Raw genomic sequence first — 23,427 nt, 5'->3', positions numbered from 1 at the left:
CCGGGATGCCGCGCTCAAAAGGTAAATATTGACGCAACCACGCCAAATGATATTCCCCGAACCGTTTAATGTCCGTCCAACCTTCCGCACCGGAAATGACGGCGCTCATGGTCAGAAAAATGATTTCAAGAAAAGGATATTTTTGGTTGATATCTTTACGCGGGTCTTCCAATTGACCGAAAAAGCGGAATAAGTCCATGACGTTACCTTGTATTTTAACGTATTAAAGGCTTATTAGATCATATTTTGAGGAAAAGTGCGATCTTGCCCTGTTTGCCGCATGACTATCTGTTGTGTTCAACGTCGCTTTGATATACACTATTGTCCCGTCCTGATAAGAAGAATTTCTTATTCTACTTCTTGCAATCTCATTTCATTACATATTGGATTTCAAATGGCTACCAATTATATTTTTGTGACGGGCGGTGTGGTATCTTCCCTCGGTAAAGGTATTGCAGCGGCATCTCTCGCGGCAATTTTAGAAGCGCGTGGCTTAAATGTCACGATGATGAAACTTGACCCTTATATCAACGTCGATCCGGGCACAATGAGCCCGATTCAGCACGGCGAAGTGTTCGTGACCCAAGACGGTGCCGAAACCGATTTGGATTTGGGTCATTACGAGCGCTTTATCCGCACCAAAATGACCAAACGCAACAATTTCACCACCGGTAAAATCTACTCCGAAGTGCTGCGCAAAGAGCGGCGCGGCGACTATTTGGGCGCGACCATTCAAGTGATTCCGCATATCACCAACGAGATCAAAGCACGGGTGATTGACGGTGCAGCCGATCATGATGTGGCGATTGTCGAAGTCGGCGGCACGGTCGGCGATATCGAATCGTTACCGTTTTTGGAAGCCTTGCGTCAGCTGGCGGTGCAGGTCGGACGCGAGCGCACGCTGTTTATGCACCTGACGTTGGTGCCGTATATCGCCGCCGCCGGCGAATTAAAAACCAAACCGACCCAACACTCGGTGAAAGAGTTACTCTCGATCGGGATTCAGCCGGATATTCTGATTTGCCGTTCTGATCGCAGCATTCCCGCCAACGAACGCGCGAAGATTGCCCTGTTCTGTAACGTGCCGGAAAAAGCGGTGGTGTCACTGAAAGACGTCAGCTCGATTTACCAAATTCCGGCGATGTTGAAATCACAAGGCTTAGATGATTATATTTGCCAACGTTTCCATTTCGACTGTCCGGAAGCGGATCTCAGCGAATGGGAACAAGTGTTATACCGTGAAAGCAATCCGAGCAACGGCGATGTCACCATCGGTATGGTCGGCAAATATATCGAACTGCCGGACGCATATAAATCGGTGAATGAAGCCTTGAAACACGCCGGTCTCAGCAACCGTTTAAGCGTGCATATCAAATATATCGACTCGCAAGACATTGAATCGAAAGGTACGGATCTACTGAAAGGCTTGGACGGCATTTTAGTGCCGGGCGGCTTCGGCTATCGCGGTGTCGAAGGCAAAATCATGACCGCACAATATGCCCGTGAAAACAATATTCCGTATTTGGGCATCTGTTTGGGTATGCAGGTGGCGCTGATCGAATATGCGCGTAATGTTGCCGGTTTAAGCCATGCCAACTCCACCGAATTCGACAAAAACACGCCGTATCCGGTAGTCGGGCTGATCACCGAATGGCAAGACGCCACCGGCAATGTCGAAACCCGCAGCGAAAGCTCCGATTTGGGCGGCACCATGCGCTTGGGAGCACAGCAGTGTCATCTGATCGAAGGCACCAAAGCGCGTGAAGTGTACGCAGCGGAAACCATCGAAGAACGCCACCGCCATCGCTATGAAGTCAACAATAACCTGTTGCCGCAAATCGAAGCGGTAGGGCTGAAAGTCAGCGGTTTGTCGGCGGACAAAAAGCTGGTAGAAATCATCGAAATCCCGAACCACCCGTGGTTTGTGGCGGCGCAATTCCATCCGGAATTTACCTCGACCCCGCGTGACGGCCACCGTTTATTTAGCGGATTTGTTAAAGCTGCGAAAGAACATCAGAAAAAGTAAGCAATTTGTTAAAATATAAAAATAATTCGGTGCGGGAATCGCCATTCCTGCACTTTTTACAAGACAAATAAAACAAATCCCTTTAGTATATAGCTCAGATTTTTAGAACTGATTTCAATTTAATCATCAAGAGGAAAATACAATGGCAAAAATTGTTAAAGTAATTGGTCGTGAAATTATTGATTCTCGCGGAAACCCGACGGTTGAAGCCGAAGTGCATTTGGAAGGCGGTTTTGTCGGTTTGGCAGCAGCTCCGTCAGGCGCTTCTACCGGTTCGCGCGAAGCGTTGGAACTGCGTGACGGCGACAAAGCCCGTTTCTTAGGAAAAGGCGTATTGAAAGCGGTTGAAGCAGTCAACGGACCGATTGCAAGTGCGGTTGTCGGCAAAGACGCGACTAACCAAGCTGAAATCGATCAAATTATGATCGATTTGGACGGCACTGAAAACAAATCCAAATTCGGTGCAAACGCCATTTTAGCGGTTTCTTTAGCCAATGCGAAAGCGGCTGCAGCCTCTAAAGGTTTGCCACTGTACGCACACATTGCCGAATTAAACGGCACGCCAGGCGTTTACTCCATGCCGTTACCGATGATGAACATCATCAACGGTGGTGAACACGCTGACAACAACGTCGATATCCAAGAATTTATGATCCAACCAGTTGGCGCGAAAACCTTGCGTGAAGCGTTGCGTATCGGTGCGGAAGTATTCCACAACTTAGCGAAAGTATTGAAAGGCAAAGGTTTGAACACGGCAGTTGGTGACGAAGGTGGTTTCGCCCCTAACTTGGCGTCTAACGCTGACGCATTGGCGTGTATCAAAGAAGCGGTCGAAAAAGCGGGTTATGTGTTAGGCAAAGACGTTACCTTAGCGATGGACTGCGCCTCTTCCGAATTCTACAACAAAGAAACCGGCAACTACGAAATGAAAGGCGAAGGCAAAACCTTCACTTCTCAAGAGTTCACGCACTACTTAGAAGAACTGACCAAAGAGTATCCGATCGTGTCTATCGAAGACGGTCAGGACGAGTCCGACTGGGAAGGCTTCGCTTACCAAACTAAAGTATTGGGCGACCGTGTACAATTGGTCGGTGACGATCTGTTCGTAACCAACACCAAAATCTTAAAAGAAGGTATCGACAAAGGTATCGCTAACTCCATCTTGATCAAATTCAACCAAATCGGTTCTCTGACCGAAACTCTGGCTGCGATCAAAATGGCGAAAGACGCTGGCTACACTGCGGTAATCTCTCACCGTTCAGGCGAGACCGAAGACGCAACTATCGCCGATTTAGCGGTCGGTACTGCGGCAGGTCAAATCAAAACCGGTTCTATGAGCCGCTCCGACCGTGTTGCCAAGTACAACCAATTAATCCGTATCGAAGAAGCGTTAGGCAGCAAAGCGCCTTTCAACGGTTTGAAAGAAGTGAAAGGCCAAGCATAATTTTTGCTTTGCTTAAATAAACAGAAGGTTGTTTGAAGCGATTCGGACAACCTTTTTTCTTATCTGCTTTTATTCATCAGGAAAATAGCCATGTTCTATTTAACGCTGGAAGATCAACTGTTTATCGGGCAAGAAAAACAGCTCGGTTCGCCCTCCACCCGCAATGATTATCTGTCGGTGGTGTTTGAAGACGACGGCGAAACCGGCTATTTCTACGCTTTGGATACCCGTCAACAACACATGCCGATTGTCGATTCGCTGCATATCTACAACACAAGTGCGGTCAACGAAAAAGAAACCGCGCGCAGCCTGCAAATCTGCTGGTCAGAAGACGGCAATTTTGCGCTGTTGCTGATTAACGATTATCCGCACGCCGCCTTTGATTTCGTCAAATTGATTGCTTATAACCACAGCAAATTCCCCGAACCGGATTTCGGCAGTCTGTGGTCACGCAAAGAAATTACCGATGATTTGGTAAAACAATGGCTGAGCGCCTAACCAGCATAAAGTGCGGTTTGACGGATAATTCACCGCTTGTTACGACCGCACTTTACTGCGCCACTATAGCTACCCGAATGTAAATCACCGGATTTTGCTTAAAATAAAAACAATAATAGCTTTTATCTTGGTAAGTTTTACTAATTGATCTAAATCAAATAATAGCCATACACTATCAAATCCATATAAGATTATTTTTTTCTTTCTTGCTAATATACCTACCAATCGTGCTGCTTAGTGCGTTGCTGTACTACTTAATCCTAACAATTTACTTAAAAGGATACACAATATGAGTCAAAAAGATCAAAAATGCCCGTATGCCCACAGCCATTTAACCACTAACGGCGGAGCGCCGGTGGTCGATAATCAAAACAGTATGACTGCCGGTCCGCGCGGCCCGTTATTGGCACAAGATTTATGGTTAAACGAAAAACTCGCCAATTTCGTGCGTGAAGTGATTCCTGAGCGCCGTATGCACGCCAAAGGTTCCGGCGCATTCGGTACTTTCACCGTCACCCACGACATCACCCAATATACCCGTGCCAAAATTTTCAGCGAAATCGGTAAAAAAACCGAAATGTTCGCCCGTTTCACTACCGTGGCCGGTGAGCGCGGTGCGGCGGATGCCGAACGTGATATTCGCGGTTTTGCGCTGAAATTCTACACCGAAGAGGGCAACTGGGATATGGTCGGCAACAACACGCCGGTTTTCTTCCTGCGTGATCCGCGCAAATTCCCGGATTTGAACAAAGCGGTAAAACGCGACCCGCGCACCAATATGCGCAGCGCCACCAATAACTGGGACTTCTGGACCTTGTTACCGGAAGCGTTCCACCAAGTCACCATCGTAATGAGTGATCGCGGCATTCCGGCCAGCTACCGCCATATGCACGGTTTCGGCTCGCACACTTACAGCTTCATCAACGGCGACAACGAACGTTTCTGGGTGAAATTCCACTTCAGAACCCAGCAAGGGATTAAAAACCTGACCGATGCCGAAGCGGAAGCCATTGTCGGTAAAGATCGCGAAAGTCACCAAAAAGATCTGTACGATGCGATTGAGCGCGGCGACTTCCCGAAATGGACCATGTTCGTGCAAATCATGCCGGAAGCCGATGCGGAAAAAGTTGCTTACCACCCGTTTGATCTGACCAAAGTTTGGCCGCACGCCGACTATCCGTTGATCGAAGTCGGTGAGTTCGAATTGAACCGCAATCCGGAAAACTTCTTCTTAGACGTGGAACAATCCGCTTTTGCGCCGAGCAACTTAGTGCCGGGCATCAGCGTTTCGCCGGACCGTATGCTGCAAGCCCGTTTATTCAACTACGCCGACGCACAACGCTACCGTTTGGGCGTGAATTTCCACCAGATTCCGGTCAACAAACCACGCTGTCCGGTCTACAGCAACCATCGTGACGGTCAAGGTCGTGTCGACGCCAACTACGGCAGCGCCCCGCACTATGAGCCGAACAGCTTCGGTTACTGGCAAGAGCAACCGCAGTATAAAGAGCCACCGTTGAAAATCACCGGCGATGCGGACTTCTGGGATTACCGCGAAGACGACAGCGATTACTTCAGCCAACCGCGCGAATTGTTCCGTTTGATGACCCCTGAACAACAACAAGTGTTATTCGACAACACCGCGCGCGCGATGGGCGACGCACCGGATTTCATCAAGCAACGCCATATCGACAACTGCTTCAAATGTGACCCAGCCTACGGCGAAGGGGTGAAAAAAGCATTAGGACTGTAGTCAGAAGATTATAGTTCAGCAAAACGGCTCAAAAGGATTTGAGCCGTTTTTTTATGTTTTATACTGATGCGATATCGCTTAACAAAGTGCGGTTAGAATGTCCATCTCACACCGGTGGCAATGCTACGTCCTGCCATCGGCGCAAGATAACGCAAGGTGGAATTATGCAATCGGGCTTCGCGATTGGTTAAATTTTTTCCGATCAGATATAACTCGATATCCGAGTGCAGCAAGCGGAATTGATAAGTTACGCTGGCGTCAACCAAAGTGAACGACGGCGATTCCAGCTCTTTATTGATATCCACCCCGACGTTATCTTGCTTCAAATAGTGCCATGCCGAAAAAGAAGTTGACCAATTTTTATAATTCCAGTCTATTCCGGCACCGTAACGCGAGGTCGGCATGGCGCTGATATATTCGCCACCGTTAAAACCGTCTTTTGCCTTACTGCGCACCACATCGCCCAGCAGGCTAAATTGCCATTCGCCGAATGTATCCGTGCGCAAACGGTAGCCCAATTCCGTTTCGATCCCCTGCAAGCGAATCGGAGTTTGCCGCCACTCTTTCACAATAGTTCCGCGTCTGGCAATTCCGGTTTGAGCTAAATAAGTGTAGTTGGAAAAATCGATTTGATACCATGTGATATCCGCCGTCCAATTATTAAACTCCACGCCGCTGCTCAATTCCCAACCGTTGGCTTTTTCTTTTTTCAGATCGGTATCACCGTTCTCTTCGATCAGTAATGAATAGTGGCTATTGTTGGCATAAAGCTCGTTTACTTCCGGCGCTCTTTGCGAAAAAGAGCGTTGCAATTTGACATGCCAGCTATCAAGCGGTTGGTACAGCAAACCGACATGGTAATTAGAGAGATCAAAAGTGCGGTCGGCACGTTCGCCGGAACCGCCGCCGTTACCGGCATAATCTTTGATTAAGCGGTGTTTCACACTGCCCCAACGCCCGCCTGCACTCAATTTAAACGGATCAAGCACCAACGATTCCAACACAAACAGGCTTTTCTCATCGCTATTAACATCCGGCAGATAGGCGTCCGCTCCGTCGCGCGCTATTTTGCGTTTACTGGCTTCAACCCCAATCAAACCGTGCAAGTTACCCCACGGTTGATGTTCCGCCTCCAACCGCACTTGCCGCTGCTGCGTGTGAAAACGGCTGGAATCGATTTGATTAATCTGCTCGATATTTCGCGCTTTGGCATAATTGGCAGAGAGTTTGGTTTTCTGCAGAATCAAAAACGGTTTATCTATTTCAGCACGCAGATCAAAACGCTGATCTTGGCTCAAGACATCTACTGCGCCGAAATGATCGCCTGCGGCGGCAACGCTTGAAGCTCGATAAGCAAAACCCGGCACGCCATATCGGGTTTGATAATGCGAATAAGCCAGTCCGACATAGCCCCAGTCATCAATATAGCTGCCGCCGACGGCAATATTTTTCGATTTAAAATGGCTGTTCGGAATCCGCCCGTTTTCCGCTTTCACTAACTCTTTCGGCTCGGTGTAAACATCAACGTATTGCGGACTGCCCGGCACATAGGCCGGATTGGGATCATTGGCAACGGTTTCAAAAAAGCTAAGACGATCTTGTTCGCGAGTCGTGTATTTTTCACTGGCTTCCAGTTCATACTCTTCGGCAAACTTCTCGTAAAATTTGCTTAAGTAAGGATAGTGGGCGGCATTGCGGGTTTTATACGAACTCATCTGAATTTGGCATTTATCACGCAGCATACTGTCCGCTTTCAGTTCGTCAACATCATGACAAACGGCAGCCTTGCTGCTACCCGGAATTTTAGTGTAGCGGCTGTGGCGGGACATGGCACTGATATGCCCCGCCCAATGTTGACCGTCGTTGACATCTAGGCGGAACCCCTGCATTCGCTGGGTGTTTTCCCCTGTTTGCGCTTCGATTTTGCCTTGGAAACGCTTTTCATCAATCTTGCTCGGAATGCGCCCGTCTTTCACATTCACCGTGCCGCCGATCGCCCGTCCGCCGTGTAAGATTGTCGCCGGCCCTTTGGTCACTTCAATACTGTCCGCCAACTGGCTTTCCAGCGGTGTCGGCAGGTTTCCGCTGATTGCCGCCATATCGTTAAGCGATAAATTGTTGCTCAAAATTTCAACCCGTTGCCCGCCAAGTCCGCGAATCAGCGGACGACCGGCATGCGGTCCGAAAGATTCGCTCTGCACACCGCTTATTTTACTCAGGGTATCGCCAAGCGTACTATGATATTGTTCAGTCAGGGTTTTTCCTGAAATTGATGTGGTATTTTGCTCCGGCAAAACGAAAGATTCAAGTTGGGTTGCAACGGTAATTTCCGCTAATTGCTCTGTCGGTGATGTTGGATTGTCCGCCGCCAGCGCTGTCAAAGATAGTGACGACAGCGCAAAGGGAAGGATTATCTTGTTCATGAAAAGCTCTCTTACTTAATATGATAAATAGAAAAAGAGCTTGAATATACGGAGAACCGATCTCAAATTCCGTGATCAGTCTCACACTTTATCCGGAATTAGACGGAATCCAAAAGAATCAAGATTATAAAAAACGCATTACGGAAAAATTCCCGCTATACTTTTTTGTTCGAATCACTTGTCTTTTGTCTTTCCCGCCTATTTTTCCATCTGTTGCAACAACGGTTGCACCCATTCCGCAAACTGTTTGGCATCTAAAAATCCGCTGATTCGGCTTTGCGGGATCTCGTTGCCGTTTTGGTCGAAGAAGATAATCGTCGGCAAGCCCACCACATTTAGCTGTTCCATCAAAGTGCGGTTTTGCGGGCTGTTGCGGGTCAGGTCAGCACGCAGCAGTTTCATCTGGGCAAATTGCTGCTGCACTTGCGGATCGCTGAAGGTATATTTCTCGAATTCTTTACAGGCGACACACCAGTCGGCATACAGATCCAACATCACCAACTGCCCTTGATTTTGTTTCAGTGCGGCTTGTAAGTCGCTGTAATCGGCAATATCGTCAAATTCGGCGTGTGCTTGCGTTGTCGCAACCGCACTTTCGCTTTTGCCGGTCACCAGCGGCGCAAGCCAGTTGACCAGCGGTTGCGCCACCACAATTGCCGCCACTAACGGCAACAATTTAATCCCCAACATCGATTTTTTATCGCTGATTGCCGAAGTCAACCAGATAAAAAAGGCCACGCCCAACAACGACCATAAACGGTTTTCCCATACTTCCGGCAACAAACGCGAAATCAGGAATACCGGCACGGCAAGCATCACGAAACCAAAAGCAATTTTGACCTTTTCCTGCCATTCGCCGCCTTTCGGTAAAATTTTATTGCCGAATAACGTCACCAACACCAATGGAATCCCCATACCCAGTGCCAGCAGATACAAGCTCAAGCCGCCGACCACAAAATCACCGCTTTGCGCCACATACAACAGCGCCCCCGACAACGGCGCACTGACGCACGGCGAGGCGACTAAGCCGGCAATCATACCCATCAGGAACACATTCCAATATGCGCCACCGCTCTGTTTTTGGCTGAGCTGGTTGAGTTTGTTTTGCAAACCGGACGGCAATTGCAGCGTGAATAAACCGAACATCGAGCCGGCAAGCACGATAAACAGGATCGAGAAGGCGATCAGCACATACGGACTTTGCAGCGCAATCTGGAACGGCAAGCCGATCGCCACCACTAATAAGCCAAGTGCGGTATAGGTCAATGCCATGCCCTGTACATAGACCAAACTCAGCAACAGCGCGCGTAGGCTTTGCGGGCGCTCCTTTTGCCCGATCACGATTGAGGATAACAGCGGTAACATCGGCAATACGCACGGGGTAAACGCCAAACCTAATCCCAGCACAAAAAACCACAGAATACTGAATTTATTTTCGCCCAGATGAGAAGCCAGCTGTTCAGTGCTATTGCGGTTAAATAGGCTGTCGTCAACCTTACCGCCGTCCGTTGCAACCGCACTTTGTACCGCGCTATCCGCCGCTGTTGCCGTTGCGTCTTGCCCGCTTTGCAACGCTGCCAAATCCAATTCCCGTGTCTCCGGCGGATAACAAAAACCGCTGGTACAACCTTGATAGTTAACGAGAATTTTTCCGTTGCGGTTATGTAGCGGCACGGCAAACGCTAACTGATTACGGTAAATTTCGACTTCGCCGAAAAACTCATCATGATGTAACTCCGCCTGCGGCAAGTTCAAACCGGCGATGCTGCCTTGCTCATTTTCAAGCAAAATTTCTTTTTTATACAAATAGTAACCGTCGGCGATCCGCCAATCGAGGTTTAAGCCTTGCTGATCCGCTTGCGCCGAAAAGATAAAGGCTTCCTGCGGCGGTAAAAACCGCTCTTTTTTGCCGCCGAACAAGCTATTGGCAGACGCACCGTTTAAAAATGCAACAACAAAAAAAACCAACAAACTGAATAATAGCTGCTGATAACGAAATGGGCGAATAAAGTGCGGTTTGCGTAACATCATTTTTCCGTTTAACCAAAAAATAAAATCCGATAATGGCGTACCTTATCGGATTTTAAACATAAGATCTATTGTTGCTGTCTCGGATTATTTATAAATAATCTCTTCATTGGCTTTAAACTGTGCGGCGTCAATCGGTGAATTTTCCTCAAAATAGAGTTTCAGACTCTCCGCATCAACAAAACCGGTGTTGACGTAGGTCGGATTGTCGCTGACCAGCGGATAGCCGTCACCGCCTGCTGCGGTGTAACTTGGTAAAGAAATGCGATAGACTTTTTTCGGATCCAGCGGCTCGCCGTTGATTTTCACCTCCGACACTTTTTTCGCCGTGCGGTCAACAGTCATGGCGATACCGGCAAACTGAGCGTAAGCGCCGGAATCGACTTCTTTCAACGCCACCACATTCAGGTAATCAATCAGCTCGGCGCCGTTCAATTCGACATAGCTGATGATATTCCCAAACGGCTGCACGGTCAGAATATCTTTGTAGGTCACTTTACCCGGCTCAATTGAAGCGCGGATACCGCCGGAATTCATAATGCCGATATCGGCTTTGGCACGCTCTTTTTGCGAACGGGCAATCAACTGCCCTAAATTGGTTTGTTGAAAGCGAATGACATTGCGATCGCCTTCCAGCTTCTCGTTGACACTGCCGACTTCCACGCCCAGTAATTCATCGCCTTTGTCTTGATAGACTTTCAGGTGCGCCAACAATTCCGCATCGGCCGGAATCTCCTCTTGAAACAGCACATATTCGGTTTTGCCTTCGGCATTTTTCACTTTGTCTTTCAGGTTAACCGGCACTAACTGATAATTGACCAGTTTCAGATCGCCGTTTTTAAACTCGAAATCGGCACGCCCGACATATTTGCCCCATTCGCCGGCCTGCATGATCCAAGTGCCGTTTTCAAACGCCGGTTTACAGGCGTCGCCCGGTTTATATTTATCATTAAAGCTGCCGTCGTCATTAATACACACCGTATCGTGGCTATGACCGCCGATCACCATATCGAATGCGCCTTTTTCCAATTCGCGCACCATCGACACATCGCCCGGCGCATTCGAACCATATTGGGCGTCATGATAATAGCCCATATGGGTCAAACCGATTTTAATATCCGGCTTCTCGTTGCTGTTCAACGCCGCCAGCGCGTCTTTTGCCGCTTCCGCCGGACGGACAAATTCGACGTTCGAGATAAATTCCGGATTGCCCAGTTTTGCCGTATCTTCGGTGGTCAAGCCGACCACCGCCACTTTCAGCCCTTGCTTTTCTAAAATGGTATAAGGCTTAACCAATAAGCTGCCGTCTTTTTTATTAAACACGTTGGCGGACAAGAACGGGAATTTTGCCCAACTTTCCTGCATATCCAACAGTTGCAGCGGATTGTCAAATTCATGGTTGCCCAATGCCAGCGCTTCATAGCCCATGATATTCATCGCTTCGATATCCGGCTTGGCATTTTGCAAATCGGATTCCGGAATGCCGGTGTTGTAGTCGCCGGCATTCAGCAACACTACCTCGCCGCCTTTCTCCGCTACTTCTTTGCGAATTCGGTCAATCAAGGTTTTTTGTGCCGCCAGACCGTATTCACCGTTATTATTCTGCCAAAAACGGCCGTGCAGATCGTTGGTATGCAACACGGTCAATTGATAAGTGCGGTCTTGTTCATAGGCTTGGGCAAAAGTGGGAATGGCGAAGACAGATGTGACTAACGTGGTACAAATACTTAATTTAAAAAAAGATTTCATATTAATATTTCCTAAAAATAAGAAGAGTTGCTGATAAAAAAGCCGTAGTCAGTATGCTAAAAAACAGCGGCAAAAGCTATCGTTTTATCATTTTGTTGCCGGAATGGTTTTGATCCAAAAAAAGAAAAACCAATATTCGATCAACAACAGCGCAATAATAAAAATACGCCCGTAAATCGACGACATAAAATAGAAGCTGGTGGCGATCATCGCTGTCGACAGCAATAAAATATAGGCTTTGCTTTTTGTGGTCAGTGCCCGCTGCTCATCAAAGGTTTTCAGGTATTTATGATAAAGTGCGGTTTGTAAAAACCATGCGTGCAGGCGGTCGGAGCTTTTGCCGAAGAAATACAGCGCCAACAGCAAAAACGGCGTGGTCGGCAACACCGGCAACGGAATCCCGAGAATCCCTAAGCCGAGTGCAATAAACCCCAGCAGAATATAAACCCATTTCACCACTTTCATCTCACCGCACTTTTGCCCGCTTATCAATTAAGAATAGTTCGCATTATAGAGGCTTTGTGCGGTCTTTGACAACTGCTGACCGCACTTGCACGCCTTTTGCAATTGAAAGTGCGGTTCTACCCGATAATTTGCCTTGCGCAGGCGGTAAAACTTGCTTTTCTTCAGGAAAAGAGTAAAATCTGACGACTTTTTATGGCTTAATTGCCGTGAAAAGGTCATTATACCCTCACCTCGAACGAGGGTTTTATTTTTACTATCATTTTAGAGGACGCTATGGTAACCATTCGTTTATCTCGTGGCGGAGCGAAAAAACGCCCATTTTATCAAGTAGTTGTTGCGGACAGCCGCAGCCCGCGTGACGGTCGTTTTATCGAGCGTGTCGGTTTTTTCAACCCACTTGCTTCCGGTAACGCAGAACGTTTACGTTTAGATTTAGAGCGTGTCAACGCTTGGATCGAAAAAGGTGCATCTTTATCTGATCGCGTATCCGCATTGGTTAAAGAAGCGCAAAAAGCAGCTTAATCTGCTTTTAAACACGCTTTAACAAGCAACGAATAAGTAGGTGAATATGAGTACGCAAAACATCAGCACGGTCGGCAAGTTGGGTTCAACTTACGGAATTCGCGGTTGGTTGCGGATTTATTCATCGACAGAACAGCAAGAAAGTATTTTCGATTATCAGCCTTGGTATCTCAATATCAAAGGCCAATGGCAAGCCACCGAACTGGAAAGCTGGCGTTATCACAGCAACGATTTGATCGTGAAACTGAAAAACGTCGATGATCGCGATGCGGCACACGCATTAACCAACGTGGAAATCGGGGTGAGTGCGGACAATTTTCCTGCGCTGGAAGAGGGCTATTACTGGCACGATTTAATCGGTTGCCAAATCGTCAACCTGCAAGGCTATCAATTGGGTGCGGTCAGCGACATGATGGAAACCGGTTCGAATGACGTGTTCATGGTGAAAGCCAATCCGAACGATGCTTTCGGCAAACAAGAGCGGTTAATCCCGTATCTTGAAGAAACAGTAGTTAAAAGAGTCGATCTCGCCACAAAGACTATTGAAGTGGATTGGGACGCTGGTTTCTAACCTCAGCAACAGTGGGCGCTTTGGCGGTAACATTTTTAGCATAAGGTCATATTATGTGGATTGGGATTATTAGTCTTTTCCCTGAAATGTTTAAAGCAATCACCGAATTCGGGGTCACAGGACGAGCTGTAAAACACAAGCTGTTGCAAGTGCAATGTTGGAATCCGCGCGATTTCACCCATGATAAGCACAACACGGTCGATGACCGCCCTTACGGCGGCGGACCGGGTATGCTGATGATGGTACAACCGTTGCGTGATGCCATTCATGCCGCCAAACAAGCGGCACGGGCAGCAACAGCAGGCGAAGTGAAAGTGATCTATCTTTCACCGCAAGGGCGCAAACTCGACCAGCATGGCGTGCAGCAGTTGTCGCAATATCAGAATTTGATTTTGGTGTGCGGACGTTATGAAGGCATTGACGAACGCTTGATTGAAGCGGAAATCGATGAAGAGTGGTCGGTCGGGGATTATGTCCTCACCGGCGGAGAACTGCCGGCAATGACATTGATTGATGCCGTTGCCCGTTTTGTTCCGGGTGTGTTGGGCAAGCAAGCCTCCGCAGAAGAAGATTCTTTTGCCGACGGATTGCTCGATTGTCCGCACTATACCCGCCCTGAAGTGTTAGACGGCGTGGCTGTGCCACCGGTTTTAATGTCGGGCAACCATGCGGAGATACGCAAATGGCGGTTACAACAGTCATTGCACCGCACTTGGACGCGCCGACCTGAGCTCTTGGAGAGCCTAGCTCTGACTGACGAACAGAGAGTGCTGTTGGATCAAATCAAACGGCAAGAGTAAAGATTCAGTTACATCTAGGAATAAAAGGTATTTATTATGAGTAACATTATTAAACAACTTGAACAAGAACAATTGAAACAAGACGTACCGAGCTTCCGTCCTGGTGACACCTTGGAAGTGAAAGTATGGGTTGTTGAAGGTAGTAAAAAACGTCTGCAGGCGTTCGAAGGCGTGGTTATCGCAATTCGTAACCGCGGTCTGCATTCTGCATTTACCCTGCGTAAAATCTCAAACGGTGTCGGTGTTGAGCGTACATTCCAAACTCACTCGCCGGTTATCGACAGCATCAGCGTGAAACGTAAAGGTGCGGTACGCAAAGCGAAACTGTACTACTTGCGTGAGCGTAGTGGTAAGTCTGCCCGTATCAAAGAGCGTTTGAACTAATCCGCAAGGCATTCAGTGCAAATACAAAGGCTTGGAATTTTCCAGGCCTTTTTCTTTTATTGAAAACAGCATTTATTGAAAACAACATTCCGCCGACTGATTTTCCATAAAAATCTCCCAAAGCGTTTCAACAGCTTGCGGCATGTGGCTATTCGCACGGTATAAACGGATTTGCATCGGCAGCCAAAGTGCCGAATCCTCGGCTGCCGGCACAATGTTGCCGTCTTTAATATCCTGCCGCACCAGACTTTCCGGCAACCACGCCACGCCCTCACCGCTCTTCACCATAGCCAGTAACGTCGCCGCCAGATCGGCGGTAAAAATAACCGTCATTGTATTTTTAATCCGCTTTAACGCGGCGGCATTGGCTACAATCCGCCCCATACCCGATTCGTTACTAAACGATAAATACGGGATTTTTGCTCCGCTTGCGATTTTCCACACCGGTTCGGCGCTGCCGTCGGCGGTTTTGCTGTAAGGAATCAAGCGCTCCCCGCCCAAACAGATAAAGGAAAACCGTGCGTTGTCCAAGCTCGTCTGCATGGCTGGGTGATAGTGACAAAGCAGAAATTGCGCTTTGCCTTGCTGCAAGATGCTTTCACCGGCTTGGAAGGTATCGGAGAGCAGTCTGAAAGAACCGAAACGCGCCAGCTTATCGTGGCGGCGCAATAATTCGGGGAAAAAGGAAAAAGACAGGGAATGCGTTGCAGCAATGACGACATCGGGTTGCCCTGCACCTGCAATATCCAACGCTTCACTTCGGAGCTCCTCGATTGCACGAATCAAATCAGGCGCTTTTTTGCAGAACATTTCACCGGCACGGGTCAATGCCACATTACGCCGGTTGCGGATAAAGAGCGGTGTGCCGACCCACTCCTCAAGCGATTGAATTCTGCGGCTGAATGCCGATTGGGTAATATAGCGCAGCGCTGCCGCTTGTGAAAAGTTAAGTTTATCGGCCAACGCGATACAATCTTTCAACCATGCCAACTCCAAGTTATGACGATTTTGCATTACAATATTCCTGATTAACATTGGACGAATCTTTCGCTTAATCTTAATATTTTTACATAGCGCAGTAAACAAGATAGATAAAATCCAACCTTGTCTCGCTGCCAAACGTTTTTTATGCAAATTATGCATTAGATTCTTAAATGACATCATTGAAATAAACGGAGGCAATATGCGTATTGTAGATATTCTCGAAGTAACCAAACCGATCTCTTCTCCGATTCGGAATGCTTATATTGATTTCAGCCAAATGACCAGCAGCTTAGTGGCGGTGGTGACCGATGTGGTGATCGACGGCCGCCGTGTTGTCGGCTACGGTTTCAATTCAAACGGTCGCTATGGGCAAGGCGGATTGATTCGCGACCGTTTTCGCAATCGGATTCTGCAAGCAGATCCGCAAAGCCTGCTGAATGATAACGGTGATAATCTCGATCCGCACCGTATCTGGAATGTGATGATGACGAATGAAAAACCGGGAGGACACGGAGAGCGTTCTGTCGCAGTCGGCACGTTGGACATGGCTATTTGGGATGTGGTCGCAAAAATCGCGCAAAAACCGCTCTTTCATTTATTGGCGGAACGAGAAGGGATCCAAGCCAATCCGCGCGTATTTGTGTATGCGGCAGGCGGTTATTACTATCCGGGGAAAGATTTGAAAGCCTTACGCCAGGAAATGCGCGGCTATCTCAACCGCGGCTACAATGTGGTGAAAATGAAAATCGGCGGTGCGTCTTTGGAAGAGGATCAACGCCGTGTTGAAGCGGTATTGCAAGAAATCGGTGATGAAGCCCAATTGGCTGTTGACGCCAATGGCCGCTTTGATTTGGAAACCGCAATTGCTTACGCCAAAATGTTGCGTGAATATCCGTTGTTTTGGTATGAAGAAGCCGGTGATCCACTGGATTATGCTTTGCAAGCGGCGCTGGCTGAATTTTATCCCGGCACGATGGCGACCGGAGAGAATTTATTTTCACATCATGAAGCACGCAATTTGTTACGTTACGGCGGCATGCGTCCGGATCGTGATTATCTGCAATTCGACTGCGCTCTTTCCTATGGCTTGGTTGAATATCTCAGAACGTTAGAGGTGGTCAAACAAGCCGGTTGGTCGCCGTCACGCTGCATTCCGCACGGCGGACACCAAATGTCATTGAATATCGCCGCCGGTCTGGGATTGGGCGGAAACGAAAGCTATCCGGATCTGTTCCAGCCTTACGGCGGTTTCCCTGATTCCGTCCAAGTGGAAGACGGGCATATCGTCATGCCGGAATTACCGGGCATCGGTTTCGAAGGCAAAGCGGATTTGATTAAGGTGATGCGGGAATTGGCGGAATAAGCGGAATAAAGCGCAGCTGCAACGCAAAACAGACAGGCTTCGGTTTTTCCGAAGCCTTTTTGCCGAATCAGCGTTTATACTCCCGCTCTGCCCTCGCCTCCGCCAGCCAACGCTAAAAGTGCGGTGGCCGTCTGCGCAACCGACGATAGCCGAAAAGAACAAAGCCGTGTAAGATAGCCGCAGGTTTGTCCGCTTAATCATCTGCTGAGGAAACGTCATGCAACTGCACGAAATGCTGAACCACCGCCGCGCGGTGCGCCATTATGCCGCCGATAAAGCACTCGACACTGAAAAAGTGCGCTACTGTCTGCAATTGGCACAACTGGCGCCGAGCAGCTCGAATATGCAACTGTATGAGTTTTATCACATCACCGACAAAACCGCACTTACGCAACTTGCCGAAGCCTGCCTCAGCCAGAACGCCGCCACCAGCGCGCAACAAATGGTGGTGTTCGCCACTCGCCAGGATTTATACCGCGAGCGTGCGCAAACCGTCTTGGCATTCAACCGTGACAACCTAAAACGCTACACGCCGCCGGAAAACCAAGCCGGCCGCTTGCAAAAATTGGAACGCTATTATGCAAAACTGATGCCGTTTCTGTATGCGCGCGGTTTCGGGCTGTTGGGTATCCTACACAAACTGATCGCGCACACTATCGGACTGTTCCGCCCGATTACCACCAACGTATCCGAAGCCGATTTGCGCATCGTCACCCACAAAAGCTGCGCCCTCGCCGCACAAACCTTTATGCTGGCTATGGCGGAACAAGGCTACGACACTTGTCCGTTGGAAGGGCTCGACAGCCGCATGGTCAAGCGGATCCTCAAATTACCACGCGGCGCCGAAATCAATATGATCGTAGTCTGCGGTATCCGTGACGGAAACAGAGGCATCTGGGGCGATCGCTTCCGCCTGCCGTTTACACAGGTTTATCGTCAGATTTAAGTCATACCGCACTTTAGTGCGGTTTAGCCAATCCGTTGCTGATTAAGGCGACTTGTAGAGCTCCTTTTCCACCGCCGTGGTCTCAATAATCACCTCATTCGGCACCAACTCCGGTTGTTTACCCAATAACAGCTGCACGGCGGCAATCAACAGCAACAATCCCGACAACACAAATACTACCGCGCCAAAAGTAAACAGCAACACCATTGTCAGCGCCAATCCCGTCACGCCAAGCAATTTTGCCGCAAGACCGCTCTTTTGCAATTTCTCGACCTGCGCCTGCCACATCGCCGCCATTTTTTGCTTACCGTTTTGCAGCCAAGATTGAATATTTTTCATTTTTATCTCCTTTCCGATTAACTTAGCCTACATTAAACCAGAAAGAAATTAAGTAATGCTTAAGTACTTATCTCGCCGAATCTGCTTTCATGTTTTAACCGCTTTAAAGTCCATTTATGGAAGCTAAACCGCACTTTTTCAGCCCAATACTTTATTTGAAGCCATAAATAATCTTTACTGACTTGCGTATTGAGTGAATAAAGGTATAAAATTTTATACAAAAAGCGAAATGGACGGAAAGATATTGCCTGGCTGGGAACAACATTAGACACGTTAAGGCGCTTTCCCAATAGCATAAAAGCAGAGCTAGGTCACGATTTGGATCTTGTGCAACAAGGATTAAGTCCTAGAGATTACAAACCAATGTCAAATCTTGGTCATGGCATCATTGAAATTCGACAACGTGATAATCATGGCGCATTTCGATTAATTTATGTCGCTAAATTCGCTGAACGGATTTACGTTTTACATGTATTTCAGAAAAAAACACAAAAAACGAGCCCACAAGATCTCAATATAATTAAAAAACGTTATCACGCTCTACTGGAGATAGAAAATGGACACTAAAATTAGCCATATTACCCCTGCCAACGGCAATATTTTTCTTGATCTCGGCTTTTCCGCCGGTGAAGCGGCAACCTTAAAAGCGCATAGTCGGGCTATTATCGAAATGAAACTGCTGCTTGTTGAGGCAATGGACGACTGGATTCGGGAAAATCAATTAAAACAAGCTGAAGCCGCTGCAATTTTAGGCGTCAGCCGCCCTAGGATTTCAGATATGGTCAATCGGAAAATCGGAAAATTTACCCTCGACAGTTTATTAATGATGTTGGCAAAAACCAACCGCTCTGCGCATCTTTCAATACGCTAAAAAAGCCACTTTGCTTTATAATACCGTTTTTGAACAAAGATAAACCGCTATGTATAAACTGATTTTACTACTATTTTGTCTGTCTCTCGGCGGCTGCGGCACGATTGTGGCTTTGATCAATCCTAGCCAGCCCTATAGCGCCTATGCCGGCGTGAAATACGATTATGAAATGGCGAAAAGTTGGGGCTTGCCGATTTTGGATCTGCCGCTGTCGTTTATTTTGGATACCGCACTTTTGCCTTATGCCCTTGCGCAGGATTAACCGATGAAACTCAATCCGCAACAACAAAACGCCGTCGAATATGTCAACGGGCCTTGCTTAGTGCTTGCCGGCGCCGGTTCGGGCAAAACTCGGGTGATTATCAACAAAATCGCCCATCTGATTGCAAAGTGCGGTTATCTGCCGAAACAGATCGCGGCGGTAACTTTCACCAACAAAGCCGCCCGTGAAATGAAAGAGCGGGTGGCGCACTCGATCGGCAAACAAGCCAGTAAAGGCTTGACGGTTTCCACTTTTCATACGCTCGGCTTCGATATTATCAAACGCGAATACCGCACTTTGGGCTATAAAGCCAACATCACCCTGTTCGATCAACACGACCAACTGGCGCTGCTGAAAGAGCTGACCGAACCGTATTTAAAGGGCGATAAAGATCTGTTGAACGAATTGCTGCATACCATTTCCAACTGGAAAAACGATCTGATTCTGCCGGAACGTGCCAAAGGCATTGCCGACGGGCAAAAAGAGATTTTATTTGCGTTGTGCTACGAGCAATATCACACTCAAATCCGTGCTTACAATGCACTCGATTTTGATGATTTGATTATGCTGCCGACCTTGCTGTTTCAACAATATCCCGACGTTCGTCTGCGCTGGCAGGAGAAAATCCGCTATCTGTTGGTGGACGAATACCAAGACACCAACACCAGCCAATATGAGCTGATCAAACTGCTGGTCGGCGAACAGGCGCGTTTTACCGTGGTCGGCGATGACGATCAGTCGATCTACTCGTGGCGTGGCGCGCGTCCGCAAAATATGATCCGCCTGCGTGACGATTTCCCGCAGTTGGAAGTGATTAAATTAGAACAAAATTACCGCTCGACCCAACGTATTTTGCACGCCGCCAATATTTTGATCGATAACAACGATCATGTGTTTGATAAAAAACTGTTTTCCACCTTGGATAACGGCGAAAAACTACAGGTAATCGAAGCGAAAAACGAAGAACACGAAGCGGAACGGATTGTTGCCGAGCTGGTGGCGCACCGTTTTATCCGCAAAACCCAATATAAAGATTATGCCATTTTGTATCGTGGCAACCACCAATCGCGTTTGCTGGAAAAAATGCTGATGCAGAATCGCATTCCGTATAAAATTTCCGGCGGCACGTCATTTTTTTCACGGGCGGAAATCAAGGACATGATGGCGTATCTGCGCTTGGTGGTGAATCAAGATGACGATGCGGCATTTCTGCGCATTGTGAACACCCCGAAACGCGAAATCGGCACCGCAACCTTAGAAAAATTGGGACAACTGGCGCAAGAGAAACAGATCAGCCTGTTCGCCGCCGTTTTCGAATTTGAACTGATTCAACGCCTGACACCGCGCGCTTATCAAGCGTTGCAAAATTTCGCCCGTTGGATTGTCGAGCTGAACGATCAAGCGCTGCGCAGCGAGCCGGAAAGTGCGGTGCGCGAGATGTTATCCGCCTTGCAATATCAGGAATACCTGTTTGAACACGCCGCCAGCCCGGCACAGGCGGAAATGCAAAGCAAAAACGTCGCCACGCTGTTCGAGTGGGTCGCCGGTATGTTGCGCGGTGATGAATATAACGACGCCATGACGTTAAATCAGGTGGTAACACGCTTAACCCTGCGCGATATGCTGGAACGCGGCGAAGACGATGACGACAGCGATCAGGTGCAACTGATGACGCTGCACGCCTCAAAAGGCTTGGAATTTCCGTATGTTTATCTGGTCGGCATGGAAGAAGGGATTTTGCCGCACCAGACCAGTATCGACGAAGACAACGTGGAAGAAGAGCGGCGCTTAGCCTATGTCGGCATCACCCGTGCTCAGCAGGAGCTGACTTTTTCGTTATGCAAGGAACGGCGGCAATACGGCGAGTTAATCCGTCCCGAAGCCAGCCGCTTTTTACTCGAACTGCCGCAAGATGATCTGCAATGGGAGCGGGATAAACCGCCGCTCACCAGCCAGCAAATCGAGCAAAAAACCAGCAGCCATGTTTCCAATTTAAAAGCGCTGTTAAAGCGCAAAAGCTGACCGCACTTTCGACAAGAATTGTTTGCAAATCAAGCAAACGAATGCGAAAAAAGGTAAAAGTGCGGTTTCGGTTAAAAAAGCAATTGACATATTTTCCGAAAACCGTATTATGTGCGCTCAAACCGATTGCGGTGAGATGGCCGAGAGGCTGAAGGCGCACCCCTGCTAAGGGTGTATACGGGAAACTGTATCGAGGGTTCGAATCCCTCTCTCACCGCCATTTGTTCTGCGCATCCGTAGCTCAGCTGGATAGAGTACTCGGCTACGAACCGAGCGGTCAGAGGTTCGAATCCTCTCGGATGCGCCATTTTAACGCTTACTCTCGTTAATTTGCCAAAGGAAAAATGACAGGTTTAACATATCAAACGACGCATCCGTAGCTCAGCTGGATAGAGTACTCGGCTACGAACCGAGCGGTCAGAGGTTCGAATCCTCTCGGATGCGCCATTTTTTCTTCTTAATTCTCGCTTTTCAGCAAATTTCCCGTTTATTGATAATGTTATTCTGATGACTTGTGCTGATTTACCCTGTCCTTGCCAATCCGCGCAATCCTATCAAGATTGCTGTCAACCATTACATCAAGAAACAAGCATTGCGCAAACCGCCGAACAACTGATGCGTTCACGCTATGCGGCTTATGTATTGCAAAAAATAGCGTATTTGGTTGCCACCACCGTGCCGGCGCAACAACCGCACTTGAATCAAGCGGCGATGTTACACTGGGCGCAGCAAACCCAATGGACAGGGCTTGAGATTGTGCAGCACCAGCCGAAAATCGGCAAAATTCATGCGCAAGTGGAATTCAAGGCGTTTTATCAAACCGCCGCAGGGCGACAAGCACATCACGAGCTTTCCACTTTTGTTTGGATTAATCAACGTTGGTATTTTCTTGACCCGACACAAGAACGCTATCCAAGTATGAAACAGCCCTGCCTATGCGGCTCAAGTAAAAAATTTAAACAATGCTGTGCGCCATTTGTTCTCTAAATATTCAGGCAACAAAAAACCGAATCCCAGTGAATTCGGTTTTTATTTTTTAGGCTAAAGTGCGGTTAACTTAGTTTTTCGCTTTTTCCGCCGCTTTCACGATCACCGCAAACGCCGCCGCTTTCAGCGAAGCACCGCCGACCAGTGCGCCGTCGATATCCGGCTGGGTAAACAGTTCCGCCGCATTGGCATCGTTCACCGAACCGCCGTATTGCAGAATCACTTGCTCAGCAACCGCTTGGTCTTGTTTGGCAATGTGATCACGGATAAATTTGTGTACCGCTTGCGCTTGCGCAGGCGTAGCCGATTTGCCGGTACCGATCGCCCACACCGGCTCATATGCGATTACCGCACCGTTAAACACCTCCGCACCTAAGCTGTTCAGTACCGCATCAATTTGACGCGCGCACACCGCTTCGGTTTGACCGGCTTCGTTTTCCGCTTCGGTTTCACCGATACACAATACCGGAATTAAACCGGCCGCTTTCAACGCCGCAAATTTTTTGGCAATAAATTCATCGCTTTCTTTGTGATAAGTACGGCGCTCGGAGTGGCCGATAATGATATATTTCGCACCGAAATCTTTTAACATCTCGGTGGAAATATCGCCGGTGTAAGCGCCGGAAACGTTGGTATCCACGTTCTGCGCACCTAACACGATGTTGCTGCCTTGCAATGCCGCTTCCGCTTCCGCCAGATACATCACCGGCGGCGCAATCGAAACGTCACAGCCTTTCACATCGGCTAATTCGGCTTTCAAACCGGCGATCAATTCACGGGTCATTGCTTTGCTGCCGTTTAATTTCCAGTTACCCATAACTAAAGGACGACGTGCCATTTTTTGCTCCTTGCAAACTTAAGGTTAATTAATAAAAAAGTGCCTTCACTATAGCAAAATTGGCTTTGAATTGCTTTTTATCCGCCAAAAAATTTTGCATTTTTTACTTTTTTAGCGTTTTTTCTTTAACAACAGATGATTATTGCTTATAA

23 protein-coding genes and 3 tRNA genes are annotated in these 23,427 nt (G+C 48.2%); 18 read left to right on the top strand and 8 right to left on the bottom strand.

What is annotated here, in order from left to right:
- Positions 1 to 199 (bottom strand): transposase family protein (locus B8880_RS06055; RefSeq protein WP_143933407.1); only part of this gene is annotated, 199 nt, incomplete at its 3' end.
- A 195-nt stretch (positions 200 to 394) separates the two neighbouring features.
- Between B8880_RS06055 and pyrG the strand changes: the two genes are divergently transcribed.
- The 4 genes from pyrG (at position 395) to B8880_RS06035 (ending at position 5,721) form a co-directional block, all read left to right on the top strand.
- A complete protein-coding gene (gene pyrG, locus B8880_RS06050) occupies positions 395 to 2,026 on the top strand; it encodes a glutamine hydrolyzing CTP synthase (RefSeq protein ID WP_084256726.1) in 1,632 nt (543 codons plus the stop codon).
- A 142-nt stretch (positions 2,027 to 2,168) separates the two neighbouring features.
- Positions 2,169 to 3,470: a phosphopyruvate hydratase gene (gene eno / locus B8880_RS06045; protein WP_084256725.1), complete on the top strand. Its 1,302-nt coding sequence runs from the start codon at positions 2,169 to 2,171 to the stop codon at positions 3,468 to 3,470.
- 90 nt (positions 3,471 to 3,560) lie between these two features.
- Positions 3,561 to 3,968: a DUF2251 domain-containing protein gene (locus B8880_RS06040; protein WP_084256724.1), complete on the top strand. Its 408-nt coding sequence runs from the start codon at positions 3,561 to 3,563 to the stop codon at positions 3,966 to 3,968.
- Positions 3,969 to 4,257: 289 nt separating this feature from the next.
- Complete coding sequence (locus B8880_RS06035) at positions 4,258 to 5,721, top strand: catalase (protein WP_084256723.1); 1,464 nt, start codon at positions 4,258 to 4,260, stop codon at positions 5,719 to 5,721.
- Positions 5,722 to 5,813: 92 nt separating this feature from the next.
- On the opposite strand, the gene B8880_RS06030 is transcribed toward B8880_RS06035, so the two are convergent.
- The 4 genes from B8880_RS06030 to B8880_RS06015 all read right to left on the bottom strand — a co-directional run bounded on the left by B8880_RS06030 (position 5,814) and on the right by B8880_RS06015 (position 12,377).
- The gene (locus B8880_RS06030; RefSeq protein ID WP_084256722.1) at positions 5,814 to 8,144 is read right to left on the bottom strand and encodes a TonB-dependent receptor; all 2,331 of its coding nucleotides are present in this window, start codon (positions 8,142 to 8,144) and stop codon (positions 5,814 to 5,816) included.
- 198 nt (positions 8,145 to 8,342) lie between these two features.
- On the bottom strand, positions 8,343 to 10,175 hold the full coding sequence (locus tag B8880_RS06025; RefSeq protein ID WP_244165611.1) for a protein-disulfide reductase DsbD: 1,833 nt from the start codon (positions 10,173 to 10,175) through the stop codon (positions 8,343 to 8,345).
- Positions 10,176 to 10,259: 84 nt separating this feature from the next.
- Positions 10,260 to 11,921, bottom strand: a complete 1,662-nt coding sequence (gene ushA, locus B8880_RS06020) for a bifunctional UDP-sugar hydrolase/5'-nucleotidase UshA (protein ID WP_084256720.1) — start codon at positions 11,919 to 11,921, stop codon at positions 10,260 to 10,262.
- 87 nt (positions 11,922 to 12,008) lie between these two features.
- Positions 12,009 to 12,377, bottom strand: a complete 369-nt coding sequence (locus tag B8880_RS06015; RefSeq protein ID WP_084256728.1) for a YbaN family protein — start codon at positions 12,375 to 12,377, stop codon at positions 12,009 to 12,011.
- Between the two features lie 282 nt (positions 12,378 to 12,659).
- On the opposite strand from B8880_RS06015, the gene rpsP reads away from it, so the two are divergent.
- Genes rpsP through rplS form a run of 4 tightly spaced genes read left to right on the top strand, consistent with a single transcriptional unit; the run spans position 12,660 to position 14,663 of the window.
- Positions 12,660 to 12,908 carry a 30S ribosomal protein S16 gene (rpsP, locus tag B8880_RS06010; RefSeq protein WP_084256719.1) on the top strand — a complete coding sequence of 83 codons (249 nt, stop codon included), beginning with the start codon at positions 12,660 to 12,662 and terminating at the stop codon, positions 12,906 to 12,908.
- Positions 12,909 to 12,954: 46 nt separating this feature from the next.
- Positions 12,955 to 13,479 carry a ribosome maturation factor RimM gene (gene rimM, locus B8880_RS06005; RefSeq protein ID WP_084256718.1) on the top strand — a complete coding sequence of 175 codons (525 nt, stop codon included), beginning with the start codon at positions 12,955 to 12,957 and terminating at the stop codon, positions 13,477 to 13,479.
- A 53-nt stretch (positions 13,480 to 13,532) separates the two neighbouring features.
- Entirely contained in the window at positions 13,533 to 14,279 is a 747-nt protein-coding gene (gene trmD, locus B8880_RS06000; protein WP_084256717.1) for a tRNA (guanosine(37)-N1)-methyltransferase TrmD, read from the top strand.
- 36 nt (positions 14,280 to 14,315) lie between these two features.
- Entirely contained in the window at positions 14,316 to 14,663 is a 348-nt protein-coding gene (gene rplS, locus B8880_RS05995) for a 50S ribosomal protein L19 (protein ID WP_084256716.1), read from the top strand.
- Positions 14,664 to 14,735: 72 nt separating this feature from the next.
- On the opposite strand, the gene B8880_RS05990 is transcribed toward rplS, so the two are convergent.
- Positions 14,736 to 15,677: a LysR family transcriptional regulator gene (locus B8880_RS05990; protein WP_084256715.1), complete on the bottom strand. Its 942-nt coding sequence runs from the start codon at positions 15,675 to 15,677 to the stop codon at positions 14,736 to 14,738.
- Between the two features lie 169 nt (positions 15,678 to 15,846).
- Between B8880_RS05990 and B8880_RS05985 the strand changes: the two genes are divergently transcribed.
- On the top strand, positions 15,847 to 17,010 hold the full coding sequence (locus tag B8880_RS05985; RefSeq protein ID WP_084256714.1) for a mandelate racemase/muconate lactonizing enzyme family protein: 1,164 nt from the start codon (positions 15,847 to 15,849) through the stop codon (positions 17,008 to 17,010).
- Positions 17,011 to 17,227: 217 nt separating this feature from the next.
- Positions 17,228 to 17,956 carry a nitroreductase family protein gene (locus B8880_RS05980; RefSeq protein ID WP_084256713.1) on the top strand — a complete coding sequence of 243 codons (729 nt, stop codon included), beginning with the start codon at positions 17,228 to 17,230 and terminating at the stop codon, positions 17,954 to 17,956.
- Positions 17,957 to 17,998: 42 nt separating this feature from the next.
- Here the strand turns inward: B8880_RS05980 and B8880_RS05975 are convergent, their stop codons facing one another.
- The gene (locus B8880_RS05975; protein ID WP_084256712.1) at positions 17,999 to 18,295 is read right to left on the bottom strand and encodes a hypothetical protein; all 297 of its coding nucleotides are present in this window, start codon (positions 18,293 to 18,295) and stop codon (positions 17,999 to 18,001) included.
- Between the two features lie 210 nt (positions 18,296 to 18,505).
- Here B8880_RS05975 and B8880_RS05970 point away from each other — a divergent pair, with 210 nt between their 5' ends.
- The 8 genes from B8880_RS05970 to B8880_RS05935 all read left to right on the top strand — a co-directional run bounded on the left by B8880_RS05970 (position 18,506) and on the right by B8880_RS05935 (position 22,437).
- Positions 18,506 to 18,862, top strand: coding sequence for a type II toxin-antitoxin system RelE/ParE family toxin (locus B8880_RS05970; protein WP_084256711.1), 357 nt, complete (start codon positions 18,506 to 18,508; stop codon positions 18,860 to 18,862).
- Positions 18,852 to 19,166, top strand: coding sequence for a helix-turn-helix domain-containing protein (locus B8880_RS05965; protein ID WP_084256710.1), 315 nt, complete (start codon positions 18,852 to 18,854; stop codon positions 19,164 to 19,166). The genes B8880_RS05970 and B8880_RS05965 overlap by 11 nt, the downstream gene beginning before the upstream one ends.
- 49 nt (positions 19,167 to 19,215) lie before the next feature.
- On the top strand, positions 19,216 to 19,428 hold the full coding sequence (locus B8880_RS05960; protein WP_084256709.1) for a YceK/YidQ family lipoprotein: 213 nt from the start codon (positions 19,216 to 19,218) through the stop codon (positions 19,426 to 19,428).
- A 3-nt stretch (positions 19,429 to 19,431) separates the two neighbouring features.
- On the top strand, positions 19,432 to 21,450 hold the full coding sequence (gene rep, locus B8880_RS05955) for a DNA helicase Rep (protein WP_084256708.1): 2,019 nt from the start codon (positions 19,432 to 19,434) through the stop codon (positions 21,448 to 21,450).
- 130 nt (positions 21,451 to 21,580) lie between these two features.
- A tRNA-Ser gene (locus B8880_RS05950) sits at positions 21,581 to 21,670 on the top strand.
- A 10-nt stretch (positions 21,671 to 21,680) separates the two neighbouring features.
- Positions 21,681 to 21,757, top strand: a tRNA-Arg gene (locus B8880_RS05945).
- Between the two features lie 63 nt (positions 21,758 to 21,820).
- A tRNA-Arg gene (locus B8880_RS05940) sits at positions 21,821 to 21,897 on the top strand.
- Between the two features lie 60 nt (positions 21,898 to 21,957).
- Positions 21,958 to 22,437 carry a YchJ family protein gene (locus tag B8880_RS05935; protein WP_084256707.1) on the top strand — a complete coding sequence of 160 codons (480 nt, stop codon included), beginning with the start codon at positions 21,958 to 21,960 and terminating at the stop codon, positions 22,435 to 22,437.
- Positions 22,438 to 22,507: 70 nt separating this feature from the next.
- Here the strand turns inward: B8880_RS05935 and tpiA are convergent, their stop codons facing one another.
- Positions 22,508 to 23,275 (bottom strand): triose-phosphate isomerase, encoded by a 768-nt coding sequence (gene tpiA / locus B8880_RS05930; RefSeq protein ID WP_084256706.1) that lies wholly within the window; start codon positions 23,273 to 23,275, stop codon positions 22,508 to 22,510.
- Between the last annotated feature and the right edge of the window lie 152 nt (positions 23,276 to 23,427).

It is taken from the genome of Pasteurella testudinis DSM 23072 (assembly GCF_900176075.1).
Taxonomy (GTDB): Bacteria; Pseudomonadota; Gammaproteobacteria; order Enterobacterales; family Pasteurellaceae; genus Chelonobacter; species Chelonobacter testudinis.
The sequence above is the reverse complement of the archived record's forward strand: the minus strand, read 5'-3'. Positions and strand labels throughout refer to the sequence as shown.

What these genes read in the sequence shown, in the direction of transcription:
- pyrG (WP_084256726.1), top strand. Translation starts at nt 395, where the DNA reads ATGGCTACCAATTATATTTTTGTGACGGGCGGTGTGGTATCTTCCCTC.
- eno (WP_084256725.1), top strand. Translation starts at nt 2,169, where the DNA reads ATGGCAAAAATTGTTAAAGTAATTGGTCGTGAAATTATTGATTCTCGC.
- B8880_RS06040 (WP_084256724.1), top strand. Translation starts at nt 3,561, where the DNA reads ATGTTCTATTTAACGCTGGAAGATCAACTGTTTATCGGGCAAGAAAAA.
- B8880_RS06035 (WP_084256723.1), top strand. Translation starts at nt 4,258, where the DNA reads ATGAGTCAAAAAGATCAAAAATGCCCGTATGCCCACAGCCATTTAACC.
- B8880_RS06030 (WP_084256722.1), bottom strand. Translation starts at nt 8,144, where the DNA reads ATGAACAAGATAATCCTTCCCTTTGCGCTGTCGTCACTATCTTTGACA.
- B8880_RS06025 (WP_244165611.1), bottom strand. Translation starts at nt 10,175, where the DNA reads ATGATGTTACGCAAACCGCACTTTATTCGCCCATTTCGTTATCAGCAG.
- ushA (WP_084256720.1), bottom strand. Translation starts at nt 11,921, where the DNA reads ATGAAATCTTTTTTTAAATTAAGTATTTGTACCACGTTAGTCACATCT.
- rpsP (WP_084256719.1), top strand. Translation starts at nt 12,660, where the DNA reads ATGGTAACCATTCGTTTATCTCGTGGCGGAGCGAAAAAACGCCCATTT.
- rimM (WP_084256718.1), top strand. Translation starts at nt 12,955, where the DNA reads ATGAGTACGCAAAACATCAGCACGGTCGGCAAGTTGGGTTCAACTTAC.
- trmD (WP_084256717.1), top strand. Translation starts at nt 13,533, where the DNA reads ATGTGGATTGGGATTATTAGTCTTTTCCCTGAAATGTTTAAAGCAATC.
- rplS (WP_084256716.1), top strand. Translation starts at nt 14,316, where the DNA reads ATGAGTAACATTATTAAACAACTTGAACAAGAACAATTGAAACAAGAC.
- B8880_RS05990 (WP_084256715.1), bottom strand. Translation starts at nt 15,677, where the DNA reads ATGCAAAATCGTCATAACTTGGAGTTGGCATGGTTGAAAGATTGTATC.
- B8880_RS05985 (WP_084256714.1), top strand. Translation starts at nt 15,847, where the DNA reads ATGCGTATTGTAGATATTCTCGAAGTAACCAAACCGATCTCTTCTCCG.
- B8880_RS05980 (WP_084256713.1), top strand. Translation starts at nt 17,228, where the DNA reads ATGCAACTGCACGAAATGCTGAACCACCGCCGCGCGGTGCGCCATTAT.
- B8880_RS05975 (WP_084256712.1), bottom strand. Translation starts at nt 18,295, where the DNA reads ATGAAAAATATTCAATCTTGGCTGCAAAACGGTAAGCAAAAAATGGCG.
- B8880_RS05965 (WP_084256710.1), top strand. Translation starts at nt 18,852, where the DNA reads ATGGACACTAAAATTAGCCATATTACCCCTGCCAACGGCAATATTTTT.
- B8880_RS05960 (WP_084256709.1), top strand. Translation starts at nt 19,216, where the DNA reads ATGTATAAACTGATTTTACTACTATTTTGTCTGTCTCTCGGCGGCTGC.
- rep (WP_084256708.1), top strand. Translation starts at nt 19,432, where the DNA reads ATGAAACTCAATCCGCAACAACAAAACGCCGTCGAATATGTCAACGGG.
- B8880_RS05935 (WP_084256707.1), top strand. Translation starts at nt 21,958, where the DNA reads ATGACTTGTGCTGATTTACCCTGTCCTTGCCAATCCGCGCAATCCTAT.
- tpiA (WP_084256706.1), bottom strand. Translation starts at nt 23,275, where the DNA reads ATGGCACGTCGTCCTTTAGTTATGGGTAACTGGAAATTAAACGGCAGC.